The organism is Ruegeria sp. AF8 (assembly GCF_056541825.1).
Map to the genome: position 1 here is coordinate 1 of NZ_JBQFYW010000002.1, position 20004 is coordinate 20004.

The window sequence follows — 20004 nt, forward strand, 5'->3', positions numbered from 1 at the left end:
AGTAGCGCGATCACGGACGCCGCTTTGCGGCGGGAAAACCGGCCATTGATGTTCGGCGCAGCGAAGACGGACCAGCCAATTCACAGGTCGCGGACAAAGTGTGAGTTCGCTCTTCTTTAGCGAACGTGTAAAATTAGGTACTTGCAGTCATTTGACTGGTTACAGTTGAACACCGTCATAAAGCCTTAGCAATCCATGGTTTCATGCCTTGATGCAGGCCGCCATCTCTCTCATGTGGCGCATGTCCGAACCGCAACAGCCGCCTACAACAGAGATATCCGGGAAACTGCGTACGAGGCGCGCAACCTCGGCACCGAGTTCTTTCGGATTTCCGTCGTCCAACTCGGTCGCATTGTCGAGTTCAGCGTGGCTGCACCGCGAGGCATTCACCGCCATTCCTTTCAGCCGCGGGTGCCCTGTCAAAACATGGCTGAAGTGATCGGGATGCGCGCAGTTGACCATGAAATAGGCCGCAGCCCCATCGGTGAGTGCGTCGACGCGATCAATCGCCTCTTCCAAACCAGTTCCGTTGTCCAGGCAGCCATCGGTTTCCACAACGAATGAGACCGCAATCGGCACCCCGCAATCCTTGGCTGCCAGTACAGCACCTGCGGCTTCTTCTACTTGATTGAAAGTGTACGCATTAACCAAATCGATTCCGGCGTCAGCCACTGCGCCTATCTGAATAGCATGATAGGCGCGCGCGTCCGCGACCGTCAGGGGCGGAAGTTTGGCATAGGCATCACGGGAGGGACCGATGCAGAGCGCCACCAGAACATCATCGCGCATTGCCTCGTCTCGCAAGTTGCACATAAGGGCCACTGCTTTCTGGTTCAAAGCTGCCAAGCGGTCAGCTCCATAGCCAAGCGGTGCCGCACGGTCGCGGTTTGCCATCCACGTGAGTGTATCGATTATGCAACCCAGATCGGCCTTGGCGGCCACCTTCATCAGATCGCGCATTTGGTCGACAACAATCGGCTGGGCGTTGGCATCCTCAACCAAGGGGAATGACGCAAACCCAGGCAGTTCAACCCTGCGATTGAAAATCAGGTCCGTTCCGGTCGCGGCGAAAATAAGAAATTTCTGATCCGTTTCGTGAGGCAAGAAACGTTTCATCTATGACCACTCCCTTTTTCCAGTTTCAGTTTAATTTTACAGATCGAGGCGAGAGAGCACAAATCCTCGACTTTCAGGCAGCCTCCTTCCACGACTACAATAGGATGGGGTTCCGGAAATGACCATGTTGTCAGACCAAAGGATGACGGCAATTGATATGTCTCGGACATTGGCGCTCTTCGCAGCATCGGTCAGAGTGGGCTCACTGCCGCCGAATGCTTGAGCAGAAAGGCCCTTGTTGGGCTTGGACATGAACCGGCCATCGACAGCTCTGGCCAAGAGGTTGATCCTGCGGCGTTTCCGATGATGAGCTGCCGTCCGTGTCCCAAAAGCCGAGGTTCGGCTTGGTGGCGGCGAAATCTTGGTGAGAGCCCAAAATACAAAATGCTTCAACGCGCTTTAAGGTCAGCGATGCGCAGAAAGCAGACTTTGCAAAGTCCGGTTGACCACATTGTCCACCAAAGGCGACAGTTCTGCTTCGCGACTGGGCTATACATAGCCCTCAAAGCGTATTGTTTGCGGGACTTCAGTTGCACCGTTTTCCTGAGCGAGTAGGGCGCGTGCTGACGAAAAGGTAGCAAGCGCAAAAAGAACAAGAAGGGCCTTTATCATCGTAGCGCCTCGGATCCGGGTTTTGAACTTGGGCCGGGGTTCACAAATGATCGCCCCGGCCAGCGTCAGGGCAAACGAGGTAGTTCTTGCCCTGAAACATCGTACTTTCGCCTAATTTAGAAGATCACCGACGATGCCGACGGCATCGACCACGGTAGACAGGTCATTCGTAACTTCGAGGACTTCGTCATCGACCAGAATGTAGCGGTTTCCTTTGCCCGGCTCCCCAAGCTTCCATTTGGAAAGGTCCCCAATATCCTCGAACTCCAGGTCAGATGGGAGCTTGGCACCGCGCGTGTAGCGCTTGATCTGTCCAGGTGGTACAGCTTTTGGGCCTTTGCCGGGTTTGTCTTCTATCTGAATGCTGACATCACCGTTCTTGCCCCCCTTGTTCGGCTTTTTACCCTTGTTGTCTTTGGCATGGGCATCGCTGCCTCCAAGGATGAAAAACGCAACTGCTAAGGCTGCGAGAATTCCGTATGCGATCTTCATAGATTGTTCCTTTGCTTCCCAACTTCATTCGACCGGCGTTGAAAATTCCGGCACGCGCTTGATCTCTTTTAGTTGCCCTTTGGCACACCCCTTAGTGACTGCCTTCACCCCGCATTAGAAAACGATCCGGGTTCTTAGACCGAACAGGGTAATCCGGTCCTGATCGGGATTTAGAAGCGGGTCGGAAATGAATTGTACCGATGGCGTGATCTGCAATCCGGGTGAGATTGAAAAGCGGTAGAAAGCTTCAAGCGTGAACTGATCGCCATCTATGCCTCTTGCTTCGGCCCAGTTTAGGCCCAGACCGGCCAAATCGGTGTTGCGACCATAGTAACCGAGACCGGCAGAAATCGACCGTTCATAAAGCGCTGCGGTTCCCTTCGAGGCCCCTGCACGGAAGAACGGCATCCATTTATTGTCAACAAACCATGCGGCGGAAAACGCTGCGCCGTAATCTTCTGCTCGACTGCCATCGTCAGCCGCATCCGCATGCCAGAGGGTCAGATGGATATTGTCGAAGTAGATGCGATCAAAGCCGGACGTGTACCCAAGTTCGAGCGACTTGAAGAGATTGCCGTCGCTAAACACATCAAAGTTTGGATCGGACGGGTCGGCGTTTGCGTCTGATACGCTGGCAACGGCGTAGAGGTTCTCGCTCAGCTTTACCCCACCGGCAATACCAAGGCCTTGGTTGGGCGTGTTGATTGTCGGGTTGGTATTGAAAGACAGGTTTTGAAAACCACTGTAGGGGCTTACCAACCCGTAGATATCCACAAAGTCCGTTACATCAATCTGGCCGACTTGCAGCGCCCACGACCCATTCTCAGCCCTTTGGGTCCAGAACAAATTGGTCAGAAGCAAACCGTTGTCATTGAAGGCTGTTCCCGTGATTGAAAGGGCTCCGCCATCCAGCCCGAGAAATTGCGGAGCAACGTCAGTATAACTGTGCCTGTCTTCGATCTTGAATGTCAGAGACCCCCGTTCAGTTGCCTGCCAACTGCCGTAGAACCGCGCAATTCCGCTGGCTGCTTCGCCGGTTCCCAGATCAGCATCCGTGGTTTGGCCCAATGCCAGGTAGTCAATGTTGAACCGAAAACCACCCTCAGCCAGTCGGTCTTTCCACTGAAACCAACCCGGTGCGATGTTGCGTGGAAAATCGGAACGATATTGCGGATCGGTGAGCCCGTCTCCGGGCGCAAGATCGGCTTCGACTGAAGATGGCCCGGATAGTCCCTGAGCCGACGCTGCGCCAGCAAATGCAATGCTCAATGCGGCAACCAGAAGTCTTATCATTTTGACGCCTGTGCCCCACCGGTCTTGCGATTTCCTGCCGCGCGGATGCGATCAGCAGCACGCTGCTTCCATTCCAACCTGTCTGCCTCGGTTTCCAGAGTTTCGACACGTTCCGCCTCTAGCTGGAAAGTCGCATTCATAGGCATGAGGCCATCCACAACCATCATATTATGAACGGAAGGATCGATAGTCAGCGTGCCTGTCAGCCGAACGGGTTCGTGGAAATAGCTAGGCGCCCAGTCCCCGTTCAACCGCACACGGATCATCTGGTTAGGCGGAGGTGGAGGCATGTGGCTGCACATCCCTCTTTCTGGCACCAAATACGCCACAGGCCGGCCGTCCGGATCGCTTGGAGCAGGAATGGCAAAGCCCGCGAGTGTGATTGTTCTGCCGTCGAATTGCGGGTTTCCGCTCGTTCCAGCCTTTCTTCGACGTTCAGTCACAACCTCGCGCTGATCGAGTAACCAGTCGACGTCAATTCCGTCTGACACCAAGGCGTCTTCGGTCTCTGCTAAAAGCAATTGCCATTTCTGCCGTTCTTCGGCGCTGCCAACCTCCTGCTGCAACCTGCCGCGTATACGCACAACGAAAAGAACATCGTCGAACTGTTCGGGGCTGAGTTCACGATAGGGGTCATCAAAGACCTGCGCAGACGGATCTGGCAGATCTGCCCAGTCCAACGCGGTTCCAGGCGTCGCCGCAGCATCATAACCGCACAAAACCAACCCTGCGAATACTGCGGAGCAAAACCAATTTCGCATGAATGCTCTCCGGCTGCTTTATCTGGTCAATCCAGTGTGTTTTTGTAGATCACACCGTCCTTCATGATCAGGCGGATTGTTTCCGGGCTGTCCGGCCTCGGGTCCGCGCCAAACCATTGATCACCCGTTCCAACGACCGAGAAATCTTCGAGCGGGTTGCCGTCGATCAGCAGGATATCCGCATAGGCGCCTTCTTCGATCACACCCAGTTTGCCTTCCGGATAGGGGTTCATGAAATCACCGCTAAGTGCCGCGATCTCGCCACCTACCGAAGTTAGGGTTACCATCGACGCATAAGGGCCGAAGAAATGGTTATTCAGATGTTTCTCATAGGCGATCTGGATGTTGCACGCTTCGACCGAGCCGACGCAATCGGTTTGGAAACCACGCGGTGCCGGGCATTCTTTCATGCTGGGAATGTAGGCTTCGAATGTCGCCGAGGCCGATTTGGCCTTCCTCAAACTGTTGGGGTTGTTTTTCACGGACGGAACATCAAGTAGGCCTGGATCAAATGCTGTGATGTTCGTCGTGATGTACGCTCCTTTTTCTTTCATCAAAGCAGAAATCTCACAGTCAAAGTGAAATCCGTGTTCAATGGTTCTGACCCCTGCATTCAGGGCATTGATGATCGCTTCTTTGCGGTAGGAATGTGCCATGACATAGGTGCCGTACTCGTTGGCAACCTGAACAGCGGCCTCAATCTCTTCCTTCGAACCGGCGAGCAACTGCCATGGATCGAATGCCGAAATCACCCCACCCGATTGCATGAACTTCAGTTGCGTGGCACCCATGCGCAAGTTGTTGCGGCCATACATGTAAATTTCATCAACACCGTTGACCTGTTGGGCCATATTCAGAGTGCCAAAATTGGTCACCCCGCCCGGCGGAGATGTGAAGGATGCGAAATCGGCGTGACCACCACGTGTTCCGAGAAATGCCCCGGAAGGGTAAAAGCGGGGGCCGACGATCTGGCCGGCGTCTATTGCGCGCCGCAGCCCACCGCCAGCGCCCCCGGCATCGCGAACGGTCGTGAAGCCCTGCATCAGGTACATTTCGGCCATCCGTGTCCCGTGGATGGCGAAATCCTCCCAGGTCGAGTTGGTTTCCATCTCGGCAATCGATGGCCCCATGAGCATCAGATGCGCGTGATTCTCGATAAAGCCCGGTGTCAGAGTACGTCCGCCACCGTCGATAACCGTCGCACTCGGCGCATCAATGGCATCGGTTGAGACGGACTTGATCAGATTGCCCTCGACCAGAACGCTCGCATTTTCGATCCGCTGTTCATTGACGCCATCGAAGACATGCACGTTGGTAAACAGCGTTTGGGGTTCTTCTTGATCCTGAGCCTGCGCGGTCGTCGAAAAAGAAAGAACTGCCGCGACAATTGCCGTCGAGCAAAGAGACATTCGTAAGCCGGACATAAGTACTCCCTTCATATTCATGTTTTGCCAACTATAGTCTGGAATTCATTGGCTCGGTTGCCCCTTTTGAATTAGGATGTACGAATGTGACTGCAAAAATGGCCACTTCTTAAAGCTAATCCAAACAAGGGTTATGAGCTTGCCTTTCAACTCCGCCTTCCGAGAGCATAGCGAGGGCTTTGTTCGCCTCTCTTTAGCCGCTCCCTTTCTGCAATATCTCACCGAACGTAAGATCAATCCGCAACCAGCATTGGATCAGGTCGGCTTGAAAGCCGAACTGTTGACTAACCCATCCGTGTTCGTTCACTCCGAGTTGGTTTACGGCTTGGTAAATGCTTTCTCAGAAGTGTCAGGGGATCGATACCTTGGACTGAATGTAGGAGAGTCGTTTGACCTGCAAGAGTGGCCTCCGTTCGCTCAAGCCCTGCGAACCACAAAGACGCTGTTCGAGTTTTTTACCCGCTTTGTTGGGCTCGTACCTCAGGAGTCAAATTCTGTGCGGCACAGCCTTATCATTGAAGCGGACAAAGCGACTTATCGTGTCGATAGACAACAGGAGCCAACTGTCCCACCCATTCAGGTGACCGGTTTCGGGGCTGCAATCTATATACGCCTGTTGCAGACAGTCGTTGGAGGTGACTGGGATTCTTCCCTTGTGCGATTGGAAAGCCGATACATCAATGGTCTGCCTTTCGACTACAAGGGGATCGGGGTTGGCCTTGGGGCTGACCCCGGAATGCAAATCAGTTTTCCTGTGGAATGGTTGTTTTTGCACCATGTCTCAGAGGTCTCTGCCAAGCCCGCAGCCTCACAGCGACAAGATGAAGAAGTAACCGTGGTGGCTGCATTGCGATCTGTCTTGCGCGACAAACTGGATGAAACCGATTTGGGACCAGAGGTGGTGGCTGGATTGTTGGGAATACAACAGGAACGGTTCCTGAAAGCGCTTCAGAAACAAGGCACAACGCTACCCCGCGAGATCAAACGGCTGCGTGTCGATGTCGCCAAGGAGCACCTCAAAGAAGACAAGATGACAATAGCGGAGATTGGGCTAATGCTTGGCTACTCCGACAAGTCCCATTTCACTCGCTTTTTCCGAAGTCAAACCGGAATGACACCGACTAAGTTCCGAAGCAAGTAAATGTGGTCGAGCCAAATGAACGCTTCGAAGATTAGGTCCTCGTGGGATCAGTTCGGAGAAGTTGTAGTGCGACGTTGAACAGGTTAGTCGACGACATGAATGGTTGGTTGCCACCGCCGATACAACCTCTGCAACTGGCCGTTTCGTTGTGTATTTCGGAGTTAGCAAAGCTTGGTTGCGAAGGTCCGCTTCGGGCTGCGACCGGTCCTCAGTAACCATTGAGCCAATGGCAAATTTGTCCCGCGTCTTTCGTGTCCAAGCGCCATGCAGCGAATGGGCGGTATGGATTAGCCGTTCGAAACCAGCAAGCAATGACCGCTTCCGCGACATGGGCGGCAACGCAGCAAGAAACCGCCGCATGTGCAAAGCGATGCTGCGTCAGCGAAGAGGAAAAAACCAAGGTCGGTTTTGTCCGCTCAGTTCAAATTCGTCATCCCTGAATCGAATGACTGCACTCACCCGCTAACCGGGCGCATGCAGGCGCAGAGATCAAATAGTTTGGGATTGGCAATTAAAGACTCATCGCGACCTATTTGCGAAGATTTGAGCGGACAGTCTCTGTTGCGTGTTCGCCACATCGTGTTTCCGTTCCTGCTGCTTCCACAGTGCTTCCAGCGCCGTAGGCCCAACGCAGGAAGCCCCGCGATTTGCGAGGCTAAGTGTCTGTTATCTGTCGTTTATTTTGGTTGCGGGAGCAGGATTTGAACCTGCGACCTTCAGGTTATGAGCCTGACGATTAAGCCGGTCGGCCTACAAGAAAACGCGGACGGCGGTATTACCGCCGTCTGACACGCGACCGGCTGCGCTCACGTCGTTCCAGTTTCAACGGATGGTCCCGGTCAAGCGTCCGCCAGAACCCGTTTCCTTTTGACCAGTTTAGGAACTGGCTGAAGCTGTCGGCCTGATCGTCATTCCGCCCGCGGGGAAAGGATTGAAGTTCGTGCTTGAAGATTGTCAGCCACGGCGCTTCGGCTGGCAGAAGGACCTTGCCCTCCTCCACCGGAGCACAGGCCGCGTTGAAGCGGATTTCCTTATCTTTGTCGGGGGTCATGCGGACGTAACGCCTGTCATCCTGAAACAGTTCCTGGAACAGTGGCCGACCGGTCGCGGCATCCTCTATCAAAACCTTCTCGGGGACCCACCGGTCAACCAGTGCAAGCACCCTGGACTTGAGATCGGGATAGTCCAGTTGCCCGCGCCAGACATCGAGCAAGTGCCAATGAGGCGGCAGGAACCCCCAGGTCGTGCAGACGGAAAAATCCGACCGCGGATCAGCCGAAGTACCGGTATCCCAGCTCTGGACAACCAGGTGGTACCGGATTCGAGGGAGAACTTCATCATATGTTCCGAACCATTCCCAGCGCAGCGGTGAGCCATCCGGCGCGATCGGGTTCTGCTGGTATTGGCAGTTGAAAACGGCGGACCCCATTTCACGGTGCATGCGATCAAGTGTTTCCCGGTCGAGGCGCGCCGGGAACAGAAGGTCACCCGGCTTGCGCCGATGAACGTGGCCGCGTCTGATCGGCACGACCTCGTTTTCCTCCGCGATGGCGGGCAAGTTCAGATGCCGGTAGGTGCCCTTGTCAAGGAGGTAACCCGGAGGGTCCATCTCGTGCAGCCGCTGCGCGATCATCACGACCCGGCCCTCAGAAGGGTTGTCGAAACGCGACAACAATGTGCCTTCAATGAACTCCTGCGCCCGGATCAATTCCGCCTCGGAATTTGCATCTCCGGCCTTCAGGAGATCATCGATGATGATATAATCGGCGCCATGGCCGGTCACCGAACTGCCGATGGAAACTGCCTTGCGGCTGCCACCCCCGGTGGTGCGGATTTCGTCGACGGTGTTGCCACGTTTCGCCAGTCGGGTCTCCGGGAACATCTCGTGGTACCAGCGCGAGGACATGACCCGCCGGCAATCCTCGGAATGCTTGCGGGCGAGATCAAGACCGTAGCTGGCCACGATGATCTTTGCCCCGGGGGAATGTCCCAGCAAGAAGGCCACGTAGGACACCGCTACGGTCACGGATTTCAGGCAGCGGGGCGGGATATTGATGACCAGCCGCTTGGTCGCGCCGGTGCGCACATCATCAAGCTCATGGCAAATCGCACGCACATGCCAGGCAGGTTCGAACTTGCCGTTGGACCCGTGATGGAGGGTGTCAAACACCTTCCACACGAACGGGAAGAAATTGTCCCGGCAAACCTCTCTGGCGGCCTGCCGAACCATACGAGGATCAGGTGCCGTCATCGTCGCTCTCCTTGCCCTGGACGTTCTCTTCACCCGTCTGTAGCTCGGACAGGAAATCCCGAAGGATGTCAAAGTCAACTGGATCGGGCACCCCTGAAGGACCAGCAACAGAATCGTGAACATCGATGTTACCGAACAGTTCGCGGTCAAGCTTCAGAAGGGCCATCAGCGCCTTCAAATCTCCTTTCAGGGCTTTCTCCGTAAGCCGCTTGGCCATGGCTTCCGCCTTGGAAATCCGGACTTCGCGATTGCCCTCGCGAACCGTGATTTTCGATACAAGCTCACGCTTCAGGCTGGCATTAAACCCCTTGGCGCCTTTCTGCCGCCCCTTCGGATTACCCGACTGGCCAGGCTTGAACTGGCTCTTCTTGGGCGGTTTGCAGTAGCCGACATCGTAGTCCTTTCCATCCTCAGACATTTTCGGCTTCCATTTCCTCGACGCAGGCCTGGGCAGCCGCGCGGTCATTGAAACTCTCTCCGGAGCCCGAAAGAATGGCCTTTTTGCCGGTCATTTCCTGCCAACGGCGGATGGCGACATCGACATAAAGCGGGTCCAACTCGATCAACCGGGCCCGACGGCCGGTCTTCTCAGCGGCCAGCAGTGTGGCGCCGGAGCCGCCAAAGGCATCCAGGACCAGGTCACCCCGATGGCTCACATCCATGATTGCATCCGCCACCAGCGCGGTCGGCTTGACCGTGGGATGATCGGCCAGATCTGCCTCGCGCCCCTTGCCGAAGCTGTTCGCTCCGACATAGTCCCAGACATTGGTGCGGTTGCGACCGTGTTTACCCAGCTCCACGTTGTTGATATGCGGCGCGCGCGGTTTTTTGAAGATGCAGACCATCTCGTGCTTGGAACGGTAGAGACTACCCATGCCACCGTTGCTCTTGTTCCAGACGCAAAGATTGATCAGCTCAAACCCCCGTGCTTTGCCTGCTGCGATCAGCTCCTCGATGTGACGCCAGTCCATGCATACCATGGCGATGGCGCCCGCAGGCAGGCATGCCGCAAGACGGGACAGGACAGACTCGAGGAAGCTGCGGAATTCAGGTTCCGACATCTCCCCCGAGGCCATGGCAAACTCGCGATGGCCGCTGCCCGTGCCAGCGCGCACGTGCCCCTGCACCGGCACGTTGTAAGGCGGGTCGGTGAACACCATGCGCGGGACATCACCATCCAGCACCCGCGCATAGCTGGCTTCCTGCAGCGCATCGCCGCACAGAATGCGGTGATTGCCCAGCAACCAGAGATCGCCCGGCCGTGTCACCGCCGGTGTGCCCGGGTCCGGGTTCTCGACAGTTTCCGGTGGAGCGGTATCGCTCAGCCCTGCCCTGTCTATGATGATGTCAATCTCGGGTGTCTCGAAGCCAATGATGTCGAGGTCGAAGTCTAACATGCCCTCGAGGCTCAGATCCATCAGGTCGCCCAACTCGATCTGAAGGGCTTCCAGATTCCACTCCGACAGTTCCGCCAGCTTGTTGTCGGCAATGCGCAGAGCGCGCACCTCAGCCCGACTCAGATGCGCGGCGACCACGGTCGGCACCGTTTTCAACCCCAGAGCCTTCGCGGCCTCATAACGGCCATGACCGGCTATGATTGTACCATTGCCATCGACAAGAATCGGGGTGACGAACCCGAACTGTGCCATGGACGCTTGAAGCTTCTCCACATTCCTTGCCGTGTGGATACGGCTGTTGTTGGCGTACGGTTTGAGTTTGGAAACCGGCGTCTGGATCACCTTCTCAGCCATCCAGACGGGTTTGGTCGTTGCCAGGGCATCGGGGGTCGTGGGCTTGGTTTGCATGTGTGTCTCCATTCAGTGGTGCCGCAGATGCGGCGGGGATCGGAATGGATCGCGGGAGGAAAGGCGGAGAGAGCACACAGCAACTCCCCGGATCCAGCGATCCGGTTCATTGCCTCTTTCGATGCTCCCTGAGGGCGTTTTAGCTTCTTGAGTGCTTCTGGCAGGAAATGAAGGTCCTGTATGAGGCCTCCATAACATAGCTGGCCCAACGACAAGATGCAAGTTTATTGTTTATTTACTTTATGTTAGCTCACCCAGAATTCTTCGTCAGCGGCAGCGATTTTCGACTGGACTACTTCCCCAAACCACGCATCACTGGACCCACGCCCGAACGCTTCGGGCTCTCCTCGGTACCGGGGTGCAGCATCCTGCTGGCCCCTGAACACGAGGAGATCATCCATGTCCAAAGCCAAACAGACCAAGACTGCCAAAGTGCAGGCCATGTTGTGCCGCCCTGCCGGTGCAAGCCTGGTGTCGATTTGCAAGGCCACCGGCTGGCAACAACATTCGGCGCGAGCCGCGCTCAGCATGTTGCGCAAAAAAGGGGCCACGATCGAACGCCGCGCATCGGATACACCGGGATCACCCGCCACCTATCACATGGTAGTAGCACCGGAGGGAAGGTCGTGATCGCGTCGGTCGCCACTGCTGATCTGACGGTGATGGATCGCCAGGACCTGCTGGCGCTCTGGCAGGAGGTGTTTGGCACCCCTGCCCCCAGGAAGATGAGCATGCTCTTCCTGCGCCGCTATCTTGCCTTCGAATTGCAGTCCCGCCGTCTCGGCGGACTGCCCCGCCAGGTCAGGACCGCCCTTGAGAAAAGCCCCTCCCAGGCTCGGCGTGACCAACGCCCTGCCCTCAAACCGGGCGGACGCCTGTTGCGCGAGTGGAAGGGGCGACCCATGTGGTCGATGTCACCGATGATGGCTTTGACTGGAATGGTCGTGCCTACCGGTCGCTTTCGGCCATCGCGCGCGAGATCACGGGCGCACACTGGTCCGGACCCCGCTTCTTTGGTCTCAAGGGAAAGGCCAGCAAATGAGCCAACGCCCGAAAACCCGCTGTGCCATCTACACACGCAAATCCTCTGACGAAGGGCTGGATCAGGAGTTCAACTCGCTCGACGCCCAGCACGAGGCCTGCGCTGCCTACATCGCCAGCCAGCGCCACGAGGGATGGAAGCTGTTGCCCGGGCGCTATGACGACGGCGGCCTCTCGGAGGGCACGCTCGAGCGCCCCGCCCTGCAACGCCTGCTCGAAGAAGTCGATGCCGGGCGCATCGACATGGTGGTGGTCTACAAGATCGACCGTCTGACACGGTCACTCGCAGACTTCGCCAGACTGGTTGAGCGCCTCGAACACGCCAATTGTTCCTTCGTGTCGGTGACGCAGGCCTTCAACACCTCATCGTCCATGGGGCGACTGACGCTGAATGTGCTGTTGTCCTTCGCCCAGTTCGAACGCGAGGTGACCGCCGAGCGCATCCGAGACAAGATCGCCGCCTCCAAGAAAAAGGGCCTCTGGATGGGAGGCAACCTGCCGCTGGGCTATGATCGCCATCCAGACCCGAAGGCAAGAACACTGATGGTGAACGAAGACGAAGCCAAAACGGTCCGGCGCCTCTTCGATCTCTATGCGGAAATGGGCTGCCTGAGCCAGGTGGCAGAAGTCGCCGCCCGGGACAGGTTGCGGTCGAAGCGGATCGCACGGCCGGACGGCTCCAGCAAAGGCGGCCACATCCTGGCGCGCGGGCAGATCTACTACCTGCTGCGCAACCCGGTCTATCTCGGAAGGATCCGCCACAAGGACAAGGTCTGGCCCGGCCAGCACCCCGCTATCGTCAGCGAAGAACGTTGGAACCGGGTACAGGATCTGATGCGGCAAGCCTCACGCCGGTCCCGCGGGCAATCCTTACCTGGCGCGCAATCCAGAGCGACGGATCCGGGCGCCTGGCTCACCGGCCTGCTGCGGGACGATACCGGCGACCGTCTGACGCCAACCCACACCACCCTCAAGGGCCGACGGCTTCGCTACTATGTCTCCAATCGGTTAATCTCGGGCGGCCCCGATCCCAGCGGCTGGCGATTGCCGGGGCCGGCGCTGGAGAAGGCCGTGACCCGCATCCTTGCGTCTCATCTGGACACGGCCGCCCGCACTCACGCCATCCTGATCCAGCCCGATGCCGAGGCATCAACCGCAGCAGCGCACCACCTTTGCAATCTGGCCGCCCGGTTAAGTGATGCCGGTGGCGCAGAATGCTCCGGTCTGATCCAGTCCGGCGCTCTCCGCCGCGGACAGATCGAGATCCACATGGATGGCAGGGAAATGGCCAGGAGTCTCCGGGTTCCCGTGGATGACCTCCACCCATCGTTGCTGCACGTGAGTGGCCCCTTCAACCTGCGCCGCCGAGGCGTTGAGACAAAAATCATCGCCGGCGACATCACACCAGCGCCAGTCACGCATCTTCGCGCCATGCTGATCCGTGCCCATGGTTGGGCTCGCGAGTTGCAAACCGGGACAAACCTGACCGATATAGCCCGGCGCGAAAACCACTCCGACGCGTTCATCCGTACGCGAACCCAGCTCGCCTTTCTGTCCCCGAAAATACAGGCTGCCATTCTTGATGGCTCGCAACCGCCAGAGTTGTCGCTCAAGCGTTTGGTCAGCGTCAACCACCCTCTGGATTGGCACGAGCAGGAGAAGACCTTCGGCTTCTTCTGAATGGGCTTCCCGACTTCCCTGATCTCCGAGACGGGTTCCCTGTTTTGATCCGAATGCTTCCCTGTTCGGGTGAAAAAATTCCCTGTTCCGACGCTTAGGGAAATGTCGCTAAATTTCCATATATTACAGCGCACTAGACGTCGCGAAATTCGTGAAAACAGGGTCTGTTCGTCAAAATTCCCTGTAAATCGCCAGTTTTCAGGGAATTTGCGCTCAAACCGAACCCACCAAAATGCCCAACAGAGACTTCCGGACAGATCGCCCTCAACCTGCCCCAGAACGTCGGTCTCCGCTCACGAGACAGCACTCCAATCCCCGGGAAATGCGGCACAATTCCGGGACAAAAAACGTCACTGAAGTGAGACGGGAATGGGTGGCGGAGAGACAGGGATTCGAACCCTGGAGACGGTTTCCCGCCTACACACTTTCCAGGCGTGCGCCTTCGACCACTCGGCCACCTCTCCGTGCCGGGGTTATTTGGACGATCGGTGCGGGATTTGCAAGGGCGGAATCCATGGTTTATTCGTCTAGATGCAGATAGACGCGCCGGTTCTGTCTGCCTTTTTTCTCGATCTTTCCCAACCTGATACGCCCGATTTCCGCGGTTCTTGCGACATGGGTGCCGCCGCAGGGTTGCAAATCGACCTGTTCGCCGCCCTGCCCGATTCTGACAAGCCTCACCCTCCCTGTTCCCCTGGGTGGTGAGACCGACATCGTCTTGACCAGACCCGGGCTGGCATCAAGCTCTTCATCGGTGATCCAGTCTTCGGAAACCGGCAAATCCCGGTCGATCAGAGACTGCAACCGATGCTGCAGGTCTTCCTTGTTTTGCGGCGCTTCGGGCATGTTGAAATCCAGCCGGCCCTTTTGCGCGCCAATCGCGCCTCCGGACACCTCCAGCGGGATCACCACCGACAAAAGATGCAACGCCGTGTGCACCCGCATATGGCCGAAACGCCGTTCCCAGTCCAACTCCTGCACGACCTCGGCCCCGGCCGGTGGCAGGGAAATTCCGTCAACCGGAAGCAGGACTATGCTGCCACCCTCACCCTTGACCGTTGTCGCGATTTCAGTGGCGCCGCCATCCCAGAGCAGACGCCCCGCATCGCCTGGCTGCCCTCCGCCAGTTGCGTAGAACAGACTACGATCGAGGATTATGCCGCCCGCCTCGGTCAGGCCGGTCACGCGGGCATCAGCCTGGCGCAAATAGGCGTTCCGGCGAAACAGAAGTTCAGTAGTCATCGCCGCTTTCTGCTCCCATATCGGATTCGGTCAGGTGCACCGGATTCTGACGGCTTGCGTCCTCGTCCGGCACATTGGCATCTTCCGATGGCTCCGGCGCTTTGGGCGGCGGTCCACTTTGCGGCTGCAGGGTTTCCGGATTGCGCAGCCAGACATCGCGCTGCGCGAACGGAATCTCGATGCCCTCCTCGGTGAATCGCCGGTTTATCTCGTGATTCATGTCGGACTTGACCGACAGCACCCAGTTCACATCGCGCAGGATCGCGCGGATTTCGAAATCCAGCGAATCCGCGCCAAAACCCTGAAAAACGATGGTCGGCGCCGGGTTGGCCAGAACCATTGGATGCGCGTTGGCGATTTCACCCAGAATCTTCTCGACCTTGCGGGTGTCCGTACCATAGGCGACCCCTACAGGAACGATCACCCGCCCGACCGTGTTGCCACGTGTATAGTTGGTGACCACACCGCTGATCAGATCGGAATTGGGGACAATGACGTCAGAACGATCAAAGGTTTCGATCCTCGTCGAACGAACCGAAATATCACGGACATATCCCATCATCCCGTTCACATCGATCCAGTCCCCTTTCGAAATCGGGCGTTCAACAAGAAGGATAATGCCGGATACGAAATTCGACACGATGGTCTGAAGCCCGAAACCAATACCGACCGACAGTGCACCAGCGACGATGGCCAAAGAGGACAGATCGAAACCTGCCACAGTAATCGCCACCAGCGCGGCCAGAAAGATCCCGACATATCCGGTGCCAGCGACAATGGCGTTCTGGCCTCCCGGATCGATTCTGGTTTTCGGCAGCAGGGAATTCCGCAGCCCGCCCTGCAGCAGGCGCGTCAACCCGAACCCGATTGCGAAGACGGCGACAAATGTCAGGAAATTCGTCGGCGAGATGTTAACTCCACCGATATCGAACCCCAGCAACATCCGGGACCAGAGCTCGCTGAGATCGGCCCTGCGTGCACCCCAATAAATTGCCAGAATCGGTAGAGCGAGTATTGCGAGGGCAAATCCGACGAGAACCGAAAACAGCGAATCCCGCGCTGCATCCCCCTGCCCCGTAAGCCACCCATAGACATTGCCGATAAACCTCTGGAAGATCACCAGAGCCGCGATAAGTGCCAGTGTCTTGACCGCGGGAAAAACGATCCCCTCGGCAGCGTTGGAATATCCCACTGCGGCCAAAACAGGCGACGCGATGCCCAACAGGAACATTGCCTTTCGCAGTATTTCGACCAACTGCCCAAAACCCGCAGCCCGCGCCGTTGCCTTGGCCTCGCCATCTTCGGAACCTTTGCGTTCCCGAATTTGCCGCATTCGCAACAGCACGAGCGCAGTGGCCAATATGACCGGGAATCCAACCACAGCCCGCGTCGCGTCCGAAATATTCTCGATGCGCTCAAACAGGTTGATCAGATCATGAAGAACCAGAAAAAGCGCAAGAAGGCCGATGTGAAACCGCAACTCAGAAATTTGCTTTGCCGAGAACCGCTGGAACCTGTTTGTCGATCCCATAAGAAAGATCTGACGCCCGATCCAGTCAAAATACAGCAGGATTGCCGCCCAATAAGGTATCTGTTCCAGCAGCAGTGTGCCCCGCACCCCAGTGACACCGCTGATTGATATGGCGGTCGTAAGACAGACCACCCCGACCCAAGGCAGCAAAATCCGGAACAACGAGACTGTGAAGGTCCAAACCCCTGACCCACTCCCTCCGAGCGAACGAAGATAAGCACCCAGCCGTTCAACCCACCGCTTGCTGCGCCACAACAGAATGAACGACATGAAAAACAGAACAAGAATGCCGGGCGCGCGGTTCTGAACCGTTTCGCGCACGCTGGCAGTGCGAATGTTGGCACCGATTTCGTTAATCAGCGCATGGGATGCCTTGGCAAGATCGGACCAAGCGCCGGGCCATGCGGCTGGATTCAGAGGCGAGGGGCCGCGGGATAAAAGCTCTTTGGTTTGCCGGTCGCGAATGGTCCGGTCGATCTCGGTTATCAGGCCATTGGCGCGACTATAGGCTTCTTCGGAAATGATCCGGGGCACCCGCAACTTGTCCAGCTGATCGTCAAGGTGAGTCCTGAGTTGGGCAATGTCCGCAGGTTCTTCGGTGCCATCTTCGGGTGGTGGGCCAAGCGCCTTGACCTGACTTTCAAGCGTTTGAATTCGTTCTGCGTTCGCTCGTCTGGCCTTGTTAAACGCTTCCCTATACTCGTTGATTTCCGTCCGCAGGTTTTCCATCGCGGCGTTCGAGGCCCGGTCGGTCCTGACCACCTCTTCCGCCCGCTTCGCCGTTTTCAACCAGTCCCGGTAATATTCGGTCTGCGTTTCAGAAAGCTGGGCGGACGCCGTGGCGGCAAACCCTATTAACAGGATTGCGGAAAACGCGAACAGTACCCGGCCCAACCAAGCCATCACACGTCCTCGAACACACCCGGAATGCTACGGGGGGCCTCGGTCATCCAGTCGGGAACCGGCAATTCCTTTTCCCGCAGGAAGTCCGGATTGAACAGTTTGGATTGGTAGCGTGTGCCATAGTCGCAAAGAACAGTCACAATCGTGTGGCCAGGCCCCAGATCCCTGGCCAGACGCACCGCACCAGCGATGTTGATCGCGGTCGACCCGCCCATGACCAGCCCCTCTTCGCGCAACAGATCGAAGATATAGGGGAGCGCCTCGGTGTCCGGCACCTGATAGGAAAAGTCGGGGCTGAAGCCTTCCAGATTCCGCGTGATCCGCACCTGACCGATTCCTTCGGCGATAGAGCTGCCCTCCATCGCCAGTTCGCCCGTGGTGTAATAGCTGAACAGCGCGGCCCCCATCGGATCTGCCAGACCGATCTTGACACCCTTGGGTTGCAGCACGTCGGCCACGCCCGCCAGCGTGCCACCCGAACCCACGGCGCTGACAAACCCGTCGACTTTGCCACCGGTCTGTTCCCAGATCTCGGGCCCGGTGGTTTCCACATGCGCCCGGCGATTGGCCACATTGTCGAACTGGTTGGCCCAGATCGCACCATTGGGTTCGGTCTTGTTCAGTTCTTCGGCCAGACGCCTGGAATAGTGTACAAAGTTGTTGGGATTGCGATAGGGCGCCGCCGGCACCTGCACCAGTTGCGCACCTGCCAGCCGCAACATATCCTTTTTCTCTTCCGATTGTGTCTCTGGGATGACGATCACGGTCTTGAACCCCATCGACGCCCCCACCAGGGCCAGACCGATACCGGTATTGCCGGCCGTCCCCTCGACGATGGTGCCGCCCGGCTTCAGATCGCCGCGCGCGATGGCGTCGCGTATGATGAACAGCGCGGCGCGGTCCTTGACCGACTGGCCGGGGTTCATGAATTCGGCCTTGCCAAGAATTTCGCAGCCCGTCTCCTCGCTGACGCGGCGCAGCCGGATCAACGGTGTCTTTCCAACGGCGTCCGCCAGATCACGTGCAATGCGCATAGGTCCCTCTTTCGGTCAGTTTGAGGCACAGATGTAGCCTCGCCCCCCGGCAATCTCAAGCAGACTCGGATGCCTGTCGAGATTTCGCACCGCGTAACCGCTTCCGGTTCCGGTACAACCAGTGCGCCAGGGCCAAAAGCGGCAGGTCTTTGGCTCGGTTGCTGTCCACCATCTCCATCAACTCCGCGAATGGCAGAATTCGGCTGCGGATGTCTTCGCCTTCGGACTCCAAACCGCCATTGTCGATGGTCCTGGTAAGATCCGCCAGTCCCACGAACAAATGAACAAATTCCGTCGAGGACCCGGTCGAGGAATAAGCGCCGCCCGCATAGTCCAGACCGTCCAGAGCCACATGAGCCTCTTCCAGCGCTTCACGACGGGCGGTTTCTTCCGGTGTTTCGCCGGGGTCGATCATGCCGGCGACAGGCTCCCAGACCCACGGCTCGGGATCACCCATCATGTAGACCGGCGCGCGGAACTGTTCGACTAGCAGCACGGTGTCCCGGATGGGATCATAGGGCAGAACGACCACCGCCTGCCCCGTCATCAGGGCATTGCGGCTGATCACCGGTCCCATGGTGCCATCGTGCTTGCGGTGTTGCAGCAGAACCTCCTGCACGCCGAAATAGTCGATATAGGGGTAGTCGTGCCGATGCAGAACCACATCCCGGTCCACTTCACGTGGATCGCCCGTTCGACGTTGCCGCGCCGCCACCCTGGCCCAGGCCCGCATCCGGATGGCGCCAAAGCTCCGGTCGATAGTCTCAACCGTCTCACGCCCGAAATAGGCCATCACTTCTTCTGCAGCGCACAGGGTCATTTCGCCCCACCGCGCCACCCATGCCTCCAGCGACCACATTTCGCCAGGCGGCCAGCGGCCTGCCGTGGGAAAAAACACTTTTGCGTCCCGCCGGGACCCATCAGGCAGATTCAGGCTGCGTGTCGCCAGATCATAGTCAAAGCCGCCCTCGTAAAAAGCCAGACGCCGAATGTCCTCTTCGCTCATCCCCCGGACCAGAATCCCGGCTGCGCGCGCGCCTGGCCGTTCGACGATCATCGGAAAGGCCTGATCCTTGACTTCGTAAACCGCATGATCTTCCAGTGACGCCGGCGTCAGATCGATGGTCGCCATCTCCCGCCCCAGAACGCATTCAAGCAGCGGCGCAAAGCGAAGCGTGCCGTAAAAAAACAGGTCAGTCACCAAATTGAGCTTTCCGTGGGTTGTTTTGATTTACCGCCAGCGTTTCCAGGCGGCCTCGGTGATCAAGCCGGACAATACGCCACCAATCAGCAGCGTCCAGATGATATGCGGCATCAGCAGAGCCTGACCGAAATCAACGCCCAGCGTAAAAATCGCCAGCACGGCTTCGAACGGTCCGTCGTAGCGGTGCCGCATGGCGAGCCTGAACATCTCGTTGGTGCCCTGCACGAACAATCCCCAGAACACCAGCGCCGCCATACCGGTCAGGCCGTTGTTGATGGCCCAGGTGGTGCCCCTACCCGCCCGCCGACCCATAACGACCCAGCCGCACGCAATCCCCAGGGCAATGTTCACATAGGTGAATTTTCCGAAATTGGTGCCTTCGGGCGCCTGATCGATGATTTGGCCGGACACGATAAACGCAAGCACGGCCAAACAAAGCGCTGCAACGAGACGGGAGGCTGTAGGCATAGGCGG

16 protein-coding genes, 1 tRNA gene and 1 pseudogene are annotated in these 20004 nt (G+C 57.5%); 4 read left to right on the top strand and 14 right to left on the bottom strand.

The annotated features are described in order from the left end of the window. Positions 1-201: 201 nt before the first annotated feature. The 5 genes from ACR0AO_RS05430 to ACR0AO_RS05450 all read right to left on the bottom strand — a co-directional run bounded on the left by ACR0AO_RS05430 (position 202) and on the right by ACR0AO_RS05450 (position 5698). Complete coding sequence (locus ACR0AO_RS05430) at positions 202-1116, bottom strand: homocysteine S-methyltransferase family protein (protein ID WP_480600899.1); 915 nt, start codon at positions 1114-1116, stop codon at positions 202-204. Between the two features lie 723 nt (positions 1117-1839). Then, positions 1840-2220, bottom strand: a complete 381-nt coding sequence (locus ACR0AO_RS05435; RefSeq protein WP_480600901.1) for a hypothetical protein — start codon at positions 2218-2220, stop codon at positions 1840-1842. Positions 2221-2334: 114 nt separating this feature from the next. Further along, positions 2335-3513 carry a carbohydrate porin gene (locus ACR0AO_RS05440; protein ID WP_170337128.1) on the bottom strand — a complete coding sequence of 393 codons (1179 nt, stop codon included), beginning with the start codon at positions 3511-3513 and terminating at the stop codon, positions 2335-2337. Continuing rightward, complete coding sequence (locus tag ACR0AO_RS05445; RefSeq protein WP_480600904.1) at positions 3510-4193, bottom strand: DUF3299 domain-containing protein; 684 nt, start codon at positions 4191-4193, stop codon at positions 3510-3512. Before ACR0AO_RS05445 ends, ACR0AO_RS05440 begins: the two co-directional genes overlap by 4 nt. 107 nt (positions 4194-4300) lie before the next feature. Then, a complete protein-coding gene (locus ACR0AO_RS05450) occupies positions 4301-5698 on the bottom strand; it encodes an amidohydrolase family protein (protein WP_480600906.1) in 1398 nt (465 codons plus the stop codon). Between the two features lie 139 nt (positions 5699-5837). Here ACR0AO_RS05450 and ACR0AO_RS05455 point away from each other — a divergent pair, with 139 nt between their 5' ends. Next, positions 5838-6839, top strand: a complete 1002-nt coding sequence (locus ACR0AO_RS05455; protein WP_480600908.1) for a helix-turn-helix domain-containing protein — start codon at positions 5838-5840, stop codon at positions 6837-6839. A gap of 775 nt (positions 6840-7614) precedes the next feature. Here ACR0AO_RS05455 and ACR0AO_RS05460 read toward each other — a convergent pair. From ACR0AO_RS05460 to ACR0AO_RS05470, 3 genes are read right to left on the bottom strand one after another with little or no spacing between them, the layout of a single operon-like run. Beyond that, on the bottom strand, positions 7615-9090 hold the full coding sequence (locus ACR0AO_RS05460) for a phage terminase large subunit family protein (protein ID WP_480600911.1): 1476 nt from the start codon (positions 9088-9090) through the stop codon (positions 7615-7617). Continuing rightward, entirely contained in the window at positions 9077-9508 is a 432-nt protein-coding gene (locus ACR0AO_RS05465) for a DUF5681 domain-containing protein (RefSeq protein ID WP_480600913.1), read from the bottom strand. Before ACR0AO_RS05465 ends, ACR0AO_RS05460 begins: the two co-directional genes overlap by 14 nt. Beyond that, the gene (locus ACR0AO_RS05470) at positions 9501-10895 is read right to left on the bottom strand and encodes a site-specific DNA-methyltransferase (RefSeq protein ID WP_480600915.1); all 1395 of its coding nucleotides are present in this window, start codon (positions 10893-10895) and stop codon (positions 9501-9503) included. The genes ACR0AO_RS05465 and ACR0AO_RS05470 overlap by 8 nt, the downstream gene beginning before the upstream one ends. Before the next feature lie 399 nt (positions 10896-11294). Here ACR0AO_RS05470 and ACR0AO_RS05475 point away from each other — a divergent pair, with 399 nt between their 5' ends. The 3 genes and pseudogenes from ACR0AO_RS05475 to ACR0AO_RS05485 all read left to right on the top strand — a co-directional run bounded on the left by ACR0AO_RS05475 (position 11295) and on the right by ACR0AO_RS05485 (position 13616). Further along, positions 11295-11525 (top strand): DUF3489 domain-containing protein, encoded by a 231-nt coding sequence (locus tag ACR0AO_RS05475; protein WP_480600918.1) that lies wholly within the window; start codon positions 11295-11297, stop codon positions 11523-11525. Between the two features lie 32 nt (positions 11526-11557). Next, a pseudogene (locus ACR0AO_RS05480) lies at positions 11558-11937 on the top strand (DUF2924 domain-containing protein). Next, positions 11934-13616 (top strand): recombinase family protein, encoded by a 1683-nt coding sequence (locus ACR0AO_RS05485; protein WP_480600920.1) that lies wholly within the window; start codon positions 11934-11936, stop codon positions 13614-13616. The pseudogene ACR0AO_RS05480 and the gene ACR0AO_RS05485 overlap by 4 nt, the downstream one beginning before the upstream one ends. A 374-nt stretch (positions 13617-13990) precedes the next feature. Here ACR0AO_RS05485 and ACR0AO_RS05490 read toward each other — a convergent pair. From ACR0AO_RS05490 to ACR0AO_RS05515, 6 genes are all read right to left on the bottom strand, one after another. Continuing rightward, a tRNA-Ser gene (locus ACR0AO_RS05490) sits at positions 13991-14080 on the bottom strand. A 55-nt stretch (positions 14081-14135) separates the two neighbouring features. Then, entirely contained in the window at positions 14136-14858 is a 723-nt protein-coding gene (locus tag ACR0AO_RS05495) for an alanyl-tRNA editing protein (protein WP_480600922.1), read from the bottom strand. Next, complete coding sequence (locus ACR0AO_RS05500; protein ID WP_480600925.1) at positions 14848-17292, bottom strand: DUF3772 domain-containing protein; 2445 nt, start codon at positions 17290-17292, stop codon at positions 14848-14850. Before ACR0AO_RS05500 ends, ACR0AO_RS05495 begins: the two co-directional genes overlap by 11 nt. Beyond that, positions 17292-18326 carry a cysteine synthase A gene (locus ACR0AO_RS05505; RefSeq protein ID WP_480600927.1) on the bottom strand — a complete coding sequence of 345 codons (1035 nt, stop codon included), beginning with the start codon at positions 18324-18326 and terminating at the stop codon, positions 17292-17294. Before ACR0AO_RS05505 ends, ACR0AO_RS05500 begins: the two co-directional genes overlap by 1 nt. 55 nt (positions 18327-18381) lie before the next feature. Further along, positions 18382-19527 (bottom strand): NUDIX domain-containing protein, encoded by a 1146-nt coding sequence (locus tag ACR0AO_RS05510; RefSeq protein WP_480600931.1) that lies wholly within the window; start codon positions 19525-19527, stop codon positions 18382-18384. Positions 19528-19557: 30 nt separating this feature from the next. Next, positions 19558-19998, bottom strand: coding sequence for a TrgA family protein (locus tag ACR0AO_RS05515; protein ID WP_480600933.1), 441 nt, complete (start codon positions 19996-19998; stop codon positions 19558-19560). Positions 19999-20004 lie beyond the last annotated feature (6 nt).